The sequence below is a fragment of the Shouchella clausii genome, assembly GCF_002250115.1.
Classification (GTDB): domain Bacteria; phylum Bacillota; class Bacilli; order Bacillales; family Bacillaceae_D; genus Shouchella; species Shouchella clausii.
Genome location: NZ_CP019985.1, coordinates 3,005,970 through 3,021,304, shown reverse-complemented (window position 1 = coordinate 3,021,304; position 15,335 = coordinate 3,005,970). Strand labels below are relative to the sequence as shown.

At 46.4% G+C, this 15,335-nt stretch carries 12 protein-coding genes and 1 other annotated feature; of the genes, 3 read left to right on the top strand and 9 right to left on the bottom strand.

Translation table 11 applies throughout. From position 1 onward, the window contains the following. Window positions 1-54: 54 nt before the first annotated feature. The 8 genes from leuD to ilvD all read right to left on the bottom strand — a co-directional run bounded on the left by leuD (window position 55) and on the right by ilvD (window position 10,021). Window positions 55-648, bottom strand: coding sequence for a 3-isopropylmalate dehydratase small subunit (leuD, locus tag BC8716_RS14500; RefSeq protein WP_094426759.1), 594 nt, complete (start codon window positions 646-648; stop codon window positions 55-57). Next, entirely contained in the window at window positions 648-2,060 is a 1,413-nt protein-coding gene (gene leuC / locus BC8716_RS14495; protein WP_094426757.1) for a 3-isopropylmalate dehydratase large subunit, read from the bottom strand. The genes leuD and leuC overlap by 1 nt, the downstream gene beginning before the upstream one ends. A 16-nt stretch (window positions 2,061-2,076) precedes the next feature. Beyond that, the gene (gene leuB, locus BC8716_RS14490) at window positions 2,077-3,171 is read right to left on the bottom strand and encodes a 3-isopropylmalate dehydrogenase (protein WP_094426754.1); all 1,095 of its coding nucleotides are present in this window, start codon (window positions 3,169-3,171) and stop codon (window positions 2,077-2,079) included. Between the two features lie 10 nt (window positions 3,172-3,181). Then, complete coding sequence (locus tag BC8716_RS14485; RefSeq protein WP_094426752.1) at window positions 3,182-4,726, bottom strand: 2-isopropylmalate synthase; 1,545 nt, start codon at window positions 4,724-4,726, stop codon at window positions 3,182-3,184. Then, complete coding sequence (ilvC, locus tag BC8716_RS14480; protein ID WP_011247486.1) at window positions 4,713-5,738, bottom strand: ketol-acid reductoisomerase; 1,026 nt, start codon at window positions 5,736-5,738, stop codon at window positions 4,713-4,715. The genes BC8716_RS14485 and ilvC overlap by 14 nt, the downstream gene beginning before the upstream one ends. A 38-nt stretch (window positions 5,739-5,776) precedes the next feature. Further along, complete coding sequence (gene ilvN / locus BC8716_RS14475) at window positions 5,777-6,295, bottom strand: acetolactate synthase small subunit (protein ID WP_062749640.1); 519 nt, start codon at window positions 6,293-6,295, stop codon at window positions 5,777-5,779. Further along, window positions 6,292-8,022, bottom strand: coding sequence for a biosynthetic-type acetolactate synthase large subunit (gene ilvB, locus BC8716_RS14470; protein WP_094426749.1), 1,731 nt, complete (start codon window positions 8,020-8,022; stop codon window positions 6,292-6,294). The genes ilvN and ilvB overlap by 4 nt, the downstream gene beginning before the upstream one ends. Before the next feature lie 87 nt (window positions 8,023-8,109). Continuing rightward, window positions 8,110-8,352, bottom strand: a binding site (T-box leader). 4 nt (window positions 8,353-8,356) lie between these two features. After that, window positions 8,357-10,021, bottom strand: a complete 1,665-nt coding sequence (ilvD, locus tag BC8716_RS14465; RefSeq protein ID WP_094426747.1) for a dihydroxy-acid dehydratase — start codon at window positions 10,019-10,021, stop codon at window positions 8,357-8,359. 293 nt (window positions 10,022-10,314) lie between these two features. Here ilvD and BC8716_RS14460 point away from each other — a divergent pair, with 293 nt between their 5' ends. The 3 genes from BC8716_RS14460 (at window position 10,315) to BC8716_RS14450 (ending at window position 14,139) form a co-directional block, all read left to right on the top strand. Then, the gene (locus BC8716_RS14460) at window positions 10,315-10,725 is read left to right on the top strand and encodes a putative endonuclease domain-containing protein (protein WP_094426745.1); all 411 of its coding nucleotides are present in this window, start codon (window positions 10,315-10,317) and stop codon (window positions 10,723-10,725) included. A 294-nt stretch (window positions 10,726-11,019) separates the two neighbouring features. Continuing rightward, window positions 11,020-12,477, top strand: a complete 1,458-nt coding sequence (locus BC8716_RS14455; RefSeq protein WP_257007591.1) for a glycosyltransferase family 2 protein — start codon at window positions 11,020-11,022, stop codon at window positions 12,475-12,477. 132 nt (window positions 12,478-12,609) lie between these two features. Further along, complete coding sequence (locus tag BC8716_RS14450) at window positions 12,610-14,139, top strand: multicopper oxidase family protein (RefSeq protein ID WP_094426742.1); 1,530 nt, start codon at window positions 12,610-12,612, stop codon at window positions 14,137-14,139. A gap of 145 nt (window positions 14,140-14,284) precedes the next feature. Here the strand turns inward: BC8716_RS14450 and BC8716_RS14445 are convergent, their stop codons facing one another. Next, on the bottom strand, window positions 14,285-15,235 hold the full coding sequence (locus BC8716_RS14445) for an IS30 family transposase (protein WP_094426740.1): 951 nt from the start codon (window positions 15,233-15,235) through the stop codon (window positions 14,285-14,287). Between the last annotated feature and the right edge of the window lie 100 nt (window positions 15,236-15,335).

Sequence of the window (15,335 nt, the reverse complement as noted above, 5' to 3'; positions counted from 1 at the left end):
GTCCCTCGCGCTTCTCTTGCTCCACGCCTCGTCTAGCACGCGTTTTGGTTGCTTTTATTTATTGACTGCTGACTGGCGGTGCTCGTATTTAGCAATTGCTTCTTCATATTGAAGGGTCAGGCTAATTTCATCCCAGCCGTTGTAGAGCATTTGCTTCCAATACGAGTCCATTTCAAACTTGGTTTCTAGCCCATTTTGCTTAATGAGCTGTTCACCTAAATCGACCGTAATCTCTTGTTGGCTTTCTTTCGCCCGTTCCATCCACAATTCAGTTTCTTCAGGCGAAAGGCGGATCGGCAACAAGCCGTTTTTTACGCAATTATTATAGAAGATATCGGCAAAACTTGGTGCTATAATGACGCGGAAACCGTAATCATACAAAGCCCACGGTGCATGTTCCCGGGAAGAGCCGCAGCCAAAATTATGGCCGGTAATTAAAATGCTTGCCCCTTTTGCTTCTGGCTGATTAAGCTCAAATGCTGGGTTATCTGCACCATCTGCTTGAAAACGCCAATCGTAAAACAAATATTGGCCGAAGCCCGTGCGCTCTACTCGCTTTAAAAATTGTTTCGGGATAATTTGGTCTGTATCAATATTGACGCGGTCTAAAACAACTGCTTTGCCTTTATGAACTTGAATCGGTTCCATTAACACTCACCTGCTTTTACCATTTTGCGGACGTCTACAAACCGACCAGCGATCGCTGCTGCTGCTGCCATTGCCGGGCTAACCAAATGGGTGCGCGCTCCCTTTCCTTGCCTGCCTTCAAAGTTTCGGTTGGAAGTCGAGGCACAACGTTCCCCTTCAGGAACAACGTCTGGGTTCATGCTCAAACACATGCTACAACCTGAATCACGCCATTCAAATCCCGCTTCTTTAAAGACTTGATCCAACCCTTCTTCCTCAGCACGCTTTTTGACACGCTGGGAGCCAGGGACAATAAGGGCACGGACTCCAGGCGCTACTTTCCGCCCGTTAATAACGGCTGCCGCTGCCCTTAAATCGCTCAAGCGCGAATTGGTACATGACCCAATAAACACATGTTGGATTTCAATCTCGCTCAAAGGCATGCCTGGTTTGATGTCCATGTAATCAAGCGCTTGGCTAATTGCGCGCCGTTCTACTTCCGATTTCGCATCCTCAAGCCGTGGTACAGCTTTTGAAATCCCTGCCCCTTGGCCAGGATTGGTTCCCCATGTCACCATCGGTTCAATTTCCGCTGCATCAATCGTCACTGAGCGATCATAGGTTGCTCCTGGATCGGTTGCCAATCGGGCCCATTTCTCGACAATCTCGTCGTACTCCTTGCCTTTCGGAACGTTTGCTCTGCCTTGCAAATAATCGAACGTTACTTGGTCAGGGGAAATCAAACCTGCTTTCGCACCTGCCTCAATCGACATATTGCAAATCGTCATCCGTTCTTCCATTGTCATACCGCGAATAGCTTCTCCAGTAAATTCAATGATGCTGCCTGTGCCAATATCGACGCCAAACTTTGCAATGATGGCCAAAATCACATCTTTGGCAGATATGCCTTCATTCAGACGCCCAGAAATATGGACCTCGAGCGTTTTCGGCTTTGATTGCCAAATTGTTTGTGTGGCCAACACATGCTCGACCTCGCTTGTGCCAATTCCAAACGCAATAGCGCCAAATGCGCCATGGGTCGATGTATGGCTGTCGCCACAGACGATCACATGCCCTGGCTGAGTCAAGCCCAGTTCTGGTCCAATAACATGGACAATTCCGTTTTCCGGGTGGTCTAAATCAACCATCTCAATTCCAAATTGCTTGCAGTTAGCAGCAAGTGTCTCCATTTGCGTGCGCGCGATTTGATCGCGAATGTCGTAACGATTCACCGTCGGGACATTATGGTCCATCGTAGCAAATGTTTTATCTGGCCGCCTCACTGTTCTTCCTGCAAGTCGCAACCCTTCAAATGCTTGTGGGGATGTGACTTCATGCACCATATGCAAATCAACATAAAGCAAATTAGGTTTACCTTCTTCTTCCACAACGGTATGTGATTCCCATATTTTTTCGATAATTGTTTTCGCCATAACGCTCCCTCTTTTTTTAGCAGCTTGAGGCACTTTTAAGAGCAAGCGCCTCAATAACCGCATTTGTTATTGCCGTTGTCGAAACAGCGTTTTCGCTTGCTTTTGCGATGTCCTTCGTCCGTACTCCTTGAGCGAGCACACGGTCGACTGCGACTTCGATTGCTTTTGCCTCGTCCGCTAACCCAAAACTATATTGCAGCATCATCGCTGCTGACAAAATCGTCGCTAGCGGATTGGCCGCCCCCGTCCCTGCTATGTCAGGAGCAGAACCGTGAACAGGTTCAAATAAGCCGACTTTTGACGTATTCATGCTCGCCGATGGCAATAAGCCCAAGGATCCAGTAATCATCGAAGCTTCATCACTCAAAATATCGCCAAACAAATTTTCCGTTACAATGACGTCAAACTGCCTTGGATCGCGAATAAGCTGCATCGCCGCATTATCGACAAGCATGTGCGAAAGCGTGACGTCTGGATACTCACGGGCTACTTCATCAGCAATTTCCCGCCATAACCTGCTCGACTCTAAGACATTCGCCTTGTCAACAGAGACGACACGTTTCTTGCGCGTTCTTGCAAATTGAAACGCTTGGTGCAAAATCCGCTCGATTTCACCCCTTGTATAAAGGAGCGTATCCACTGCTCCGTCTTCTCCATTGATTTGTCGCCGTTCACGTGGCTCGCCAAAATAAAGCCCGCCTGTTAACTCCCGTACAATCAACAAATCAACGTCGGCCAACACTTCCTCTTTTAAGGTGGATGCACCCATTAACGGTTCCAGTACACGGACAGGGCGAAGGTTGGCGTAAAGGCCCAGTGCTTTGCGTATTTGCAGCAGCCCTTTTTCTGGCCGTTTTTCAGGGGGATTGCCGTCCCACTTTGGTCCGCCGACTGCGCCAAGCAAAATTGCGTCGCTACCTTTGGCAAGACCCAGCGTCTCCTCAGGAAGGGGGCTGCCAGTTGCGTCAATAGCATCACCGCCAATTCGCCCTTCAATAAACCGAAATGTATGGCGATACATCCGTGCAATTTCTTCTAACACCCGTTTCGTTTCGGCAATAATTTCCGGACCAATGCCGTCACCAGGTAAAAGCAATATTTGTTTTTCCATTGTCTCCTCCTTAGCTTTCCACCTTCGCCATTTCCCGTTTTGCATAATGCTTCCGGGCTATCACGCGGTTAACAGCGTGCAAATACGCTTTTGCCGATGCCTCTAACACATCATGTGCCACGCCCCGTCCGCTTTGTTCAAAATCGTCTGCTTTGATGCGTACATGAACTTCCGCTAACGCATCTTCTCCGCCATTTACCGACTGGATTCGGTAATCAGCTAGGCTGTAATTGCCACCAGTCATTTTTGCCAATGTATTGTAGATTGCTTCGACGCTTCCAGAACCAGTCCCTGCTTCTTCAATTTCGCTGTCATCCTGTTTCTTAAGGCGAATCGTGGCCGTTGGTACGTGGTTCATTCCATACGTGACTTGCAGCGCCGTTAGTTCATAAGCTGTGCTATCTTGATCATCGGTTGCATCAGCAATCAATGCATACAAATCATCTTCGGTCACTTCTTTTTTCTTATCGCAAAGTTGTTTAAACGCGACGAAAATCGTTTGTAGCTTTTCGTCAGAGCCAGAAAAACCTAATTCATTCAACTTTGTTTTAAATGCATGACGGCCAGAATGTTTCCCTAAAGGCAATGAAGAAGTGGCGCCGACAAGTTCAGGCGTAATGATTTCATAGGTTTCTTTGTTTTTGAGCATTCCGTCTTGGTGGATGCCTGACTCATGAGCAAACGCGTTCGCTCCTACAACCGCTTTATTTCCAGGAACATTCATCGACGTTAGCCTGCTGACAAGGGCGCTTGTACGCTTTAGTTCTGATAGTTTTAGCCCTGTTTTCGCCTGGTAATAATCAGAACGAATTTGCAAAGCAACGGCGATTTCTTCTAGCGCCGCGTTTCCAGCACGTTCGCCAATGCCATTGATTGTACACTCTACTTGGCCCGCCCCCGCAGAAATAGCGGCAAGTGAATTGGCTACACCCATGCCAAGGTCGTCATGGTTATGAGTTGATAAAATGGCACGGTCGATGTTTTTGACATTTTCGGTTACAAATTCAAACAATTTCGATATTTCTTCTGGGGTTCTATACCCAACTGTATCAGGAAGATTAATGACAGAAGCGCCTGCATCAATCGCCGCTTCAATAATTCGTTTTAAGAACGGCCATTCTGAACGGTTTGCATCCTCTGCCGAAAACTGGACGTGGGGAAATTTTTTCGCTGCGTAACGAACGCTTTCTACCGCCCGCTCCACTACTTGATCTGGAGTCAGTTTAAGTTTATGCTCCATATGAATCGGCGATGTCGCCAGAAAGACGTGCACTCTTGGCTCAGCGCTTGATTTTAACGCCTCCCAAGCCGAGTCAATATCGCTTTTCTTGGCCCGAGCAAGACCGGTAATGGATGAACCTTTTACCGTTTCAGCAATTTCCTTGACTGCTTGAAAATCGCCAGGTGAGGAGGCTGGAAAACCAGCCTCAATAATGTCCACACCTAGACGTTCCAATTGCCGGGCAATTTCTAACTTCTCTTTCACAGTCAAAGCGATACCAGGCATTTGTTCTCCATCGCGCAGCGACGTATCAAACACGTTAATTTTTCGCATTCGCGACCACTCCCTTGGATTTGGATGCTTTCACAAATGGCATCATTTCCCGTAATTCGCGGCCAACTACTTCAAGAGGGTGATTTTTCTCCGCTTCGTTAATGGCGTTATACTCAGGACGGTTCAGTTTGTTTTCCAAAATCCAGCCTTTCGCAAACTTGCCTTTTTGGATGTCGCTTAAAATCTCTTTCATTGCTGCTTTTGTTTCGTCTGTCACGATGCGCGGTCCAGCTTGGAAATCGCCCCACTGCGCTGTATCAGAAATCGAATAACGCATGTACTCAAGGCCGCCTTCATACATAAGGTCAACGATCAGCTTTAATTCATGCAAACATTCAAAGTAAGCGATTTCCGGCTGATAACCTGCTTCAACAAGCGTCTCAAACCCTGCTTTGACCAATGCGGAAGTTCCGCCACATAGTACCGCTTGCTCCCCAAACAAGTCTGTTTCGGTTTCTTCTTTAAACGTTGTTTCAAGCACCCCTGCACGGGCAGCGCCAATTTGTTTTGCATAAGCAAGTGCAATGTCCTTCGCTTGCCCTGTCGCGTCTTGGTAGACAGCAATTAGTGCTGGAACGCCAGCGCCTTCTGTATACGTACGGCGGACAAGGTGGCCAGGCCCTTTTGGCGCCGCTAGAAAGACGTCAACATGTTCAGGCGGTACGATTTGGTTAAAGTGGATATTAAAGCCGTGTGCGAATACAAGCGCTTTGCCAGCCGTCAATTCTGGTTCAATCGATTCTTTGTAGATCGCCGGCTGATGTTCGTCTGGAGAAAGAATCATGATGATGTCTGCTTTTGCTGAAGCCTCGCGGACAGAGTAGACAGAAAACCCATCTTCCGTTGCTTTATCCCATGATTTTCCTGGACGCAATCCGATAATGACGTCCACTCCTGATTCGCGCAAATTTTGTGCGTGTGCATGGCCTTGGGAGCCATAACCAACGATGGCAACCGTTTTCCCTTCTAGTACTTGTTCATTTACATCTCCGTTATAATATACTTTTGCCATGATTCAATCTCCCCTTCAATTGTTTTTATATGGACTCGCTAATTAATCAGCGTTAGTCTTGATGTATCGGTGCTAATTTTAGAGCTGCGATTGACAGCTGTCACCCCAGTACGGGCCAGTTCTTGGATGCCATATGGTTTGACTAATTCAATAAAGGCTTCAATTTTTTCGTTATTCCCAGTAATTTGCAATGTCATCGACTCTTTGCCGATATCGACTGCTTGCGCCCGGAATGTTTCAGCAAGAGAGGCAATTTCGCCCCGTTGTTGGGGCGTGGCTCCTATGCGGACAAGGGCAAGTTCACGCTCGACAATCGCTTCATCGGTAATGTCTTTAATCTTTAACACGTCGACTTGTTTATGAAGTTGCTTTATCATTTGCTCGACGTTTTCCATTGAGTCGACAATAACCACAAATGTCATTCGCGAAATCGTTGGATTTTCTGTTACACCGACTGTGATGCTGTCAATGTTGTACTGCCTTCTTGCAAACAAGCCTGTCATGCGGTTTAGCACGCCTGATTTGTTGTTAACTAGAACGGTGATCGTCCGTTTCATGATGGCTCTACTCCTTCCATACAGTGGTGACCTGTGCCTGGGCAAACCATCGGGTAGACGTTTTCTTCTTTGGCGACACACACTTCCAACAATACCGGACCGGAATGGGCCAATGTTTCAGCGATCGCTTCGTCCAGCATTGACAGTTTGTCGACCTTTACCGCTTTAATGTTATAAGCTTCAGCGAGCTTAGCAAAGTTAGGCTGGATTGGGAAAAGCGAATGGGAATAGCGCTCGCCATGAAAACGTTGTTGCCATTGCCGTACCATTCCAAGGGAAGCATTGTTGACAATCACAATTTTGACTGGCAAATCTAGTTCTTGCAAAATCGACATTTCTTGAAGTGTCATCTGAAAGCCTGCGTCACCAGTAATCGCCAATACCGGCAATTCAGGTTCAGCAATTTGCGCCCCAATTGCCGCTGGAAACCCGAATCCCATTGTGCCAAGGCCACCTGATGTAATCCAGCGATTTGGTTTGTTAAACTTAAAATGTTGCGCCGTCCACATTTGATGCTGGCCGACGTCCGTCGTAACAATGGCTTCACCCTTTGTATGTTCATACAGTTTTTGGATCAGCTCCTGTGGCTTAATAACCTCCCCGTCGCGATGAAACCATAGTGGATAATCTCGTTTCCAGTCGCTAACTTGCTTGCGCCACTCGTCGTGCTCGGCGATAGCCCCGCTTCCTTTCAGTAACATCGCTAACGCTTCTTTTGCATCCCCTACTACCGGAATTTCGACATGAACATTTTTGCCAATTTCAGCTGGATCAATGTCGATATGGGCAATGCATGCCTCCGGAGCAAAATGTTCAAGGGCACCAGTTAATCTATCATCAAAACGAGAGCCAATGTTGATCAAAAAGTCTGATTTGTGGAGCGCCATGTTTGCAGCATATGTTCCATGCATGCCAGCCATCCCGAGATGCAATTCCTCTTCGCCAGGAAAAGCGCCTAGTCCAAGCAGTGTTTGGGCAACAGGAATTTGAAATTTACGGGCAAATGCGGTTAATTCCTCACTTGCTTGTGCGTGAAGGACACCGGCGCCGACAAGCAGTACTGGCCGCTTCGCTTCTTTAAACTTATCCAGAAGCTTGCGAATTTGCTGCTTATTCGGTTTAACGGTTGGTTGGTAGCCAGGCAAGTGGACAGGTTCCTCATAATCAAAGATTCCCAGTTTTTCCGAAATATCTTTCGGCAAATCAATCAACACTGGTCCCGGCCGCCCGCTAACAGCGATGTGAAACGCTTCTTTAACTGTTTGCGCCAGCTCATCAATGGAACGGATTTGAAAATTATGCTTCGTGATCGGCATTGTAATGCCAAGCATATCGGCTTCCTGAAAAGCATCGGTACCAATCACCTTTGTAGCCACTTGGCCGGTGATGACGACCATCGGCAGCGAATCCATCATCGCATCCGCAATGCCTGTAACGACATTTGTCGCTCCTGGCCCCGAAGTGACGATGCAGACACCTGGCTTTTGGGTAATGCGCGCATACCCTTCAGCTGCATGAATCGCGCCTTGCTCATGGCGAGCTAGAATATGGTTCATTCCTAATTTATAAATCTCATCGTATGTTGGTAAAATCGCTCCGCCTGGATAGCCAAAAATGACTTCGACTCCTTCGCTGGCAAGTGCTTTTAATAAAATCTCAGAACCTGTGCAAACAGCCTGTTTGTTTTCAGCGGCTTGTGGCGTTGCCGCTTCATTGGAATGGATCATGTCTCTCGCGCCTCCCTTAGTTTTGATTTTCTATTTATTGTTTTCCGCCAACAAAAAAGACTTTCTGCGCGCCCATGCTGAGATCCAGCAAGGGGCGAGAAAGTCTTCACGCGGTACCACCCTTTTTCGCTAACAATGGTTAGCCTCAAGCAAGCCGTAATCTAGCTCGCAGTTTTTATAACGAATGCCTTCACAGCATCCGGCGCTCTTACTACAATGTTCAGAGACGCACTCAGAGGTGAGTTTCATTTAAGCTTTAACACCGTTTTCCAGCAACCAACGGCTCTCTGTAGATAAAGCAAAAATTACTTTCCTCTTCATCGTGTTATCGTGATTAGATTTTCATAACGCCGCCTGTATTAGCTGAAGTAACAAGTTTTGAGTAACGAGCCAAATAGCCTTTTTTGACTTTTGGTTCCGGTTCTGTCCATCCTTCACGGCGTTTTGCTAACTCTTCATCGCTTATTTCCCATTCAATTGTGCGTTCGATTAAATCAATTTTGATGATGTCGCCATTTTCCACGAAGGCGATTGGCCCGCCTTCTGCTGCTTCCGGCGAAATATGCCCGATTGAAATTCCTCGTGAAGCGCCGGAAAAACGGCCGTCCGTAATGAGTGCGACTTTGGTGCCAAGCCCTCTGCCTTGAATGGCTGAAGTCGGTGCCAGCATTTCTGGCATTCCAGGACCGCCTTTAGGGCCTTCATAACGGATAACAACAACTTGCCCTTCTTTCACAACGCCGTTATTAATTTGCTCTTGCGCTTCTTCTTGGGAATTAAACACGATCGCTTCCCCAGTAAATGTTTTAATCGAAGGGTCCACTGCACCTACTTTAATGACAGCGCCGTCAGGGGCCAAATTTCCGTAAAGGATTGAAAGACCTCCGACTGGACTATACGCAGTCTCTTTCGTGCGAATCACATCGGTATTTGTTATTTGAGCATGGGCGACATTTTCATAGAGTGATTTTCCTGTAATGGTAATCCGGTCGCCTTTGACCGCTCCCATTTCAATCAGCTCTTTCATGATCGCCGCTACACCGCCCGCCTTATGGACGTCGTCCATCGAGTAATCAGAGGCAGGGCTAATTTTGCAAAGGTAAGGCACTCGCTCAGCCACTTCGTTGATACGTGTCAAATCATAGTCGATTTCGGCTTCATTGGCAATGGCCAATGTATGGAGCACTGTATTGGTAGATCCACCCATTGCCATATCAAGGGCAAAGGCATCGTCAATTGTTTCTTCGGTAACGATGTCGCGTGGGCGAATATCTTTTTCAATCAAATTAATTAAATGCTTCGCTGCATCTTTAATCAAGTTATGACGTTCCGTAGATGTAGCGACAAGCGTTCCGTTTCCTGGAAGAGCCAGACCAAGCATTTCCATAAGCGAATTCATTGAATTGGCTGTAAACATTCCAGAACAAGATCCGCAAGTTGGGCAAGCTAACTGTTCAATTTCAAGCAGCTCTTCCCTTGTCATTTTTCCTGACGAAAATGCGCCTACTCCTTCAAATACGGATACGAGTGAAAGGCTTTTTCCATCTTTAGTACGGCCTGCTTCCATCGGACCACCGGAGACAAAGACCGCAGGCACGTTTGTGCGTACAGCCGCCATCAGCATTCCTGGCGTAATTTTGTCGCAATTCGGTATATAGAAGACGCCGTCAAACCAGTGGGCATTGATGACCGTTTCGGCAGCGTCACATATAATTTCCCTGCTTGGCAGCGAATATCGCATGCCGATGTGACCCATCGCAATCCCGTCATCTACGCCGATTGTATTGAATTCAAACGGAATGCCTCCGGCTTCAATAATGGCTTCTTTCGCCACTTCTGCAAATTTATTTAAATGCATATGCCCTGGGATGATGTCAATATAGGAGTTGCAGACGCCGATAAACGGCTTATCCATATCCTCTTCTTTTACGCCGGCAGCCCGCAAAAGGCTTCGGTGAGGCGCTCGATCGATCCCTTTTTTAATCATGTTGCTTCTCATCGAATCGCTCCCCAGTTCACTCAGTCTCTCTACTCTTTAAATTCCCGTTTTCTCTTGCTTCCCAAAAGGGGTTCCTTTCGAGAAAGACATCTGTTTTTATTAAACTATTATTGCAATTTACTATACGCTTCTTCTGTTTTGCGGTCAACCGTTTTTTATCATAAAAAGATCGAAAATTTCGGTGAATGCGCTTCCAATGTGAACAGGACGCGTTTTTTGTTTTTTTATTTTTTTTGCTGAAAAAGGCTATAAAAATCGGAAAACCGGGGATAGTAAAAAAAGGGGGTGTTTACATGAATTTCTTTTATAAGCGCGTAAAGAAAACGCTTGTCAAACTGCCATTCCTGGCCAAAATTTTAACAGACCGGCACAGACCATCCCTTGTGCTTGTCACGAACCATTGGGAGCAATGTCCAAATGAGCCGGAACGCCAACTATGTAGAGCGTTGCAGCAGAGAGGATATTATGCTTCCCCAGAATACGCAATTGACCATCTGTCGATTGATGTTGCCCTCGTTCCTTACCGCGTAGCGCTGATGCGCAACACCACTCTCACACAAGAGCGGAAAATCGCTAGGTACCTTGAAAGAAAAGGCTGGACGCTCCTTTTTTATGATGATACCCAGGTTGATGGAAATTTCGATCGACTCTTATACCAAGTGGACACGCTTGTTCACCCGCCAAAAAACGCCTCACTTACATAAGGCGTTTTTTCGTTGCCATTTTCTGTTTAACCTTTCCCCTAAGCATAATGAATGCCTCTCCCCCCATCTATTCGACTAAAGAAATTCCATCTGTTTTCTGCCAAGAAATGAATTACCTTTTTAATAGAGCGAAAAGATCGCTTATTGCAGCAGTAGAACCAATCTATTTTTAAGTATAGTTATTTTTAACTACGTGTCGATCATAAACATCAAACAAGCATATACGGAAAACGGAGCAACGGGGGTATAGGATTGAAAACAGAACATTTACTTCCAGTTACAAAAAATGCGTTTATGAAACCGAGAATCGTTGCCTTCATTCCAGCACATAATGAAGAACAATCGATTCGCGATTGTTTAGAAGGGTTAGCAGACCAGCAATTGCCGACCGGAGTTGACCTTGATGTGATCGTCATTGCCGATAACTGCACAGATCGCACGGCAGAAGTTGCCTTACATTGCGGGCAAGAGCTCGATTTGCAAATGATCGTGCTAAAAACGAGAAACAACAAGAAGCGAAAAGTCGGAGCATTGAACACTGCTTGGAAAAGCTTGTATGGCGATTTATTAGACATTCACGCATCCAACTTAAGTCCGTACCAACAACTTTACAATAAATCGGTAAAGGCTATTTTAGGAATGGATGCAGATAGCAGAATGGCACCTGGAGCGCTTTTACACCTGTGGGAAGGCTTAATGAGTGCCCGAAATATTGGCGGGGTAATGGCCAAGTACACGATAAGAATGCCTAAAAAGCTAAAAGAACTTTCTTTGGACGATCCATACTATGAAGAAAAAATCGCTAGCGGCCAGTATGGGAACCCCTTTACTAGATGGTGGACGCACCAACAAAAACAAGATATGGCCAGTTGGCTTTTAACATTGCAATATAACGGGGGCAGCACTTACGTATTAGGCGGGCAAGCGACGCTCTTTCGGCCAGAGGCACTCCATGATATTGTGAACCGAAACAATCTAGACGGACCGTGGCAAGATGATAGTGACGTCGAAGATATGCTATTAACTTGGCAGCTGCAAAAAGCTAAATGGAAAACGCTGATTAGCCCAAGCGCTCGCTGTTTTGTTGACTCGATGAAAACGTACCACACATTCCGCCAGCAACGATACAAATGGGATTCTGGCACAATCGATTTGCTTACGAACAGCGAATTGGACATAAAAACAAAGCATCGATGGCGGATTTGGAGGGCGCAGTTTAGATCATTGCTCGATTTGACGATTCGGATCTTGTTGGTCGTTTTGCTTGCTACTTCCCTTATTACTGCTCAGTTCACCTGGAATTGGATTTGGGTCATCCCTATAGCAGTCGCCTCTCTCCTTAATTTGATTTTGGCAGTAAAAACGCCAATGAGAAGGCCAATCGATGTCATGCTTTCTGGAACGGTCATAAGTGCTGAAATTTATTTATGGGTGAAATTATCGATTTTTATTCATATTTGGCTAGACAAGCTTTCCAAAAACAAAAAAGACGGCTGGCATAATCAATACAACGCCGAGAAAGGCCAGACACGGAGCAAACTGTTCGAATGGTGGTTTATTCTTCTCATTTTATTTGCCTTAATCGTTTTTGCGGCGTTCTATTTCAGAGATTTTTTCACTAGCTCCAAAGTGGTTGCTTTGTCAGCACCTTACTTAAAAGTCGGCTGGACGATTTTGAGCTATTTAACTGGATGGGCTACATTGTTAATGCTTTATCAGTTGTGGACATTGCGCAGGAAATACAAGGCCTAATTGCCCGAATCCGTTCTTCGGATTTTGCGTTTTTAAGAAAAAACGCTTTTCCTATTTAGTGAAAGCGCCCAAGCAAAACAGTCAATTTGAACATTCCATATACCACTACCTACATGACAGGAGCGGATTTTTATGGAATTAGAAAAATTTGTCGACCCTATGCCTATTATGAAAACAGCAATCCCTAAAAAAACGAGCAAAGATGGAGATTATTACGAAATTGACATGAAGGAGTTTTCACAAAAACTGCATCGGGATTTAAACCCGACTCGCTTATGGGGGTATGATGGCCAATTCCCTGGCCCCACGATTGAAGTGATGCGGGGAAAACCAGCTCGGATCAAATGGATGAACAACCTCCCTGATACCCACTTCCTTCCGATTGACCGATCGATTCACCACGTTGCCCATGAACCAGAAGTCCGCACCGTCGTCCATTTGCATGGGAGCGAAACGACACCAGCAAGCGATGGCTACCCTGAAGCTTGGTTTACAAAGGATTTTGCAGAAGTGGGGTCTTTTTTTGAACAAGAAACTTATGAGTACCCAAACGACCAAAGGGCTGCCACCCTCTGGTACCATGACCATGCAATGGGAATTACACGCCTTAATGTATATGCAGGGTTGAGTGGTCTATACATTATTCGTGACCCACGAGAAGAACGGTTAAACTTGCCAAAGGGAGAATTTGACATTCCATTGCTGATTCAAGACCGATCTTTTAACGACGACGGCTCTCTCTTCTACCCAGCCCAGCCAGCCAATCCCGCGCCGAACTTACCGAATCCGTCGGTTTTGCCGTTTTTTGTCGGCAATACGATTTTAGTAAACGGAAAAGTTTGGCCTTACTTGCAAGTTGAACCACGCAAGTACCGATTTCGCATTTTAAATGGATCCAATTCACGTTCCTACCAGCTAGCCCTTGATTCAGAAGCACCCTTTTACCAAATCGCTTCAGACGGCGGTTTGTTAAGAAGGACTGTTTCTTTGCAGGCATTCGATATCCGTCCAGCCGAACGGATTGAAGTCATCATTGATTTTAGCAAATTCGAAGGTCAAACGATTACACTGAAAAACAATGCAAGCACTGACGCCACAGCGGATGTGATGCAGTTTCAGGTCGTTCTCCCCTTATCTGGAGAAGACACAAGCATCATTCCTAAAAACCTATCTTATATCCCGTCGCTCCAGCAAAACGAAGTCAAACGGATACGAAACTTAAAGCTTTCTGGGACGACGGACGAGTACGGCAGGCCTCTCCTTTTGCTCAATAATAAACTATGGAGTGACCCGGTTGAGGAAAAACCTTGTTTAGGAACGACGGAAATATGGTCATTCGTTAATGTCACCAACGTCCCCCATCCCATGCATATCCACTTAGTCCAATTTCAACTCTTGGACCATCGGGCGTTTAACGTTGAGCTGTACAATGAAAATGGCCAAATCGAATTGATTGGGCCGACCATTCCGCCTAAAATCAATGAGCGAGGCTGGAAAGACACAATCACTGCCCCTGCAGGTCAAATCACTCGCGTCATTGCCCGATTTGCGCCGTTTTCCGGGTACTTCGTGTGGCACTGCCACATTCTCGAGCATGAAGACTATGATATGATGCGCCCTTTCGTTGTGATTGACCCGAAAACGGAGAAGGAAGGGAGATGAGGGGTGGAAAGGATATAACCCCTGGCATATAGGATAGGTGCCAGGGGTTACGCTTGTTAAAACTTCCAGCCAGCGGCTTAGAACGCTGAGCTCTAGCCTGATTTAAGCCTTATTGTATCAGGTTATATTATTGTATGATAAATTGTCAATTCAAGTGCAACAGTTCATGGGTAAAAGCCTCGTGTGCTGTTCGCCATTGTAAACATTTTCTTGGTCGTTCATTGATAAGAGCTAAATTCCTAGCTAATTCAAATGGATCGATGCAAGCAAAATCCGTTCCCTTCGGGTAGAACTCTCGCAGGAGGCCATTCCCGTTCTCGTTACTGCCTCTTTGCCATGAAGAATAAGGATCGGCAAAATAAAAGGAAATCGCTCCTGATTTTTCGATCGGGCCATAACAGGCAAACTCTTTTCCACGGTCTACGGTGGCTGTTTGAAAGGCGTTTTTAGGCAAAGAGGTTTCTACCTTTCGGATGGCCGCTTCCATCGAGGCGGCCGTTCGGTCTGGCATGGGGATGGCACAATACCAACGGGTCTTTCGTTCAATGAAGGTCGCTAGGCAGCCTTTGCTTTTTCCACGACCCGATACGACCGTGTCTAGTTCCCAATGGCCAAATGTCTCTCGTTTTCGGATCTCTTTAGGCCTCTGCTTAATCGAAGTACCAACGGTGAAGCGCCCCCGGGTTTCATAGGGTTTTTGGCTTTTCCCTTTACGACGCAGCACAGACGCTGTCCGTTGTAAACGCCCTTGATAGACCCACCGATAAATCGTTTTAAAGGAAAGCGTCCGAGAAAAACACCGTCCGACAATCTGCTCAGGAGACCATGTACGATCGAGTTTGTTTGTGATGAACTCGGCAAGCTCAGGCGACCATTTCCCATGTGGTTTCGATTTCCTTCTTCTTTCTTGGGCCATCTCATGGGCGTTCTCCGATTGATAAGGCGTCTTCCCGTTCGCATTTCGGCGTCGTTCCCGAGAAATCGTGGACGGACTTCTCCCAAGGTTCTTAGCGATCTGACGAAGAGACATCCCAAGATGAGTCATCGTTTCAATACGGGCACGATCAAATGTGGTAAGATGATGGTAGCAGCTCATGTTGCCCTCCTTGATGGTTTGTGTAGGTACGAACATCTTACACGAGGGTTCCATGAGCTGTCTTTCTTTAGGTGTTGCACTTCATATTACAATTCGTCGT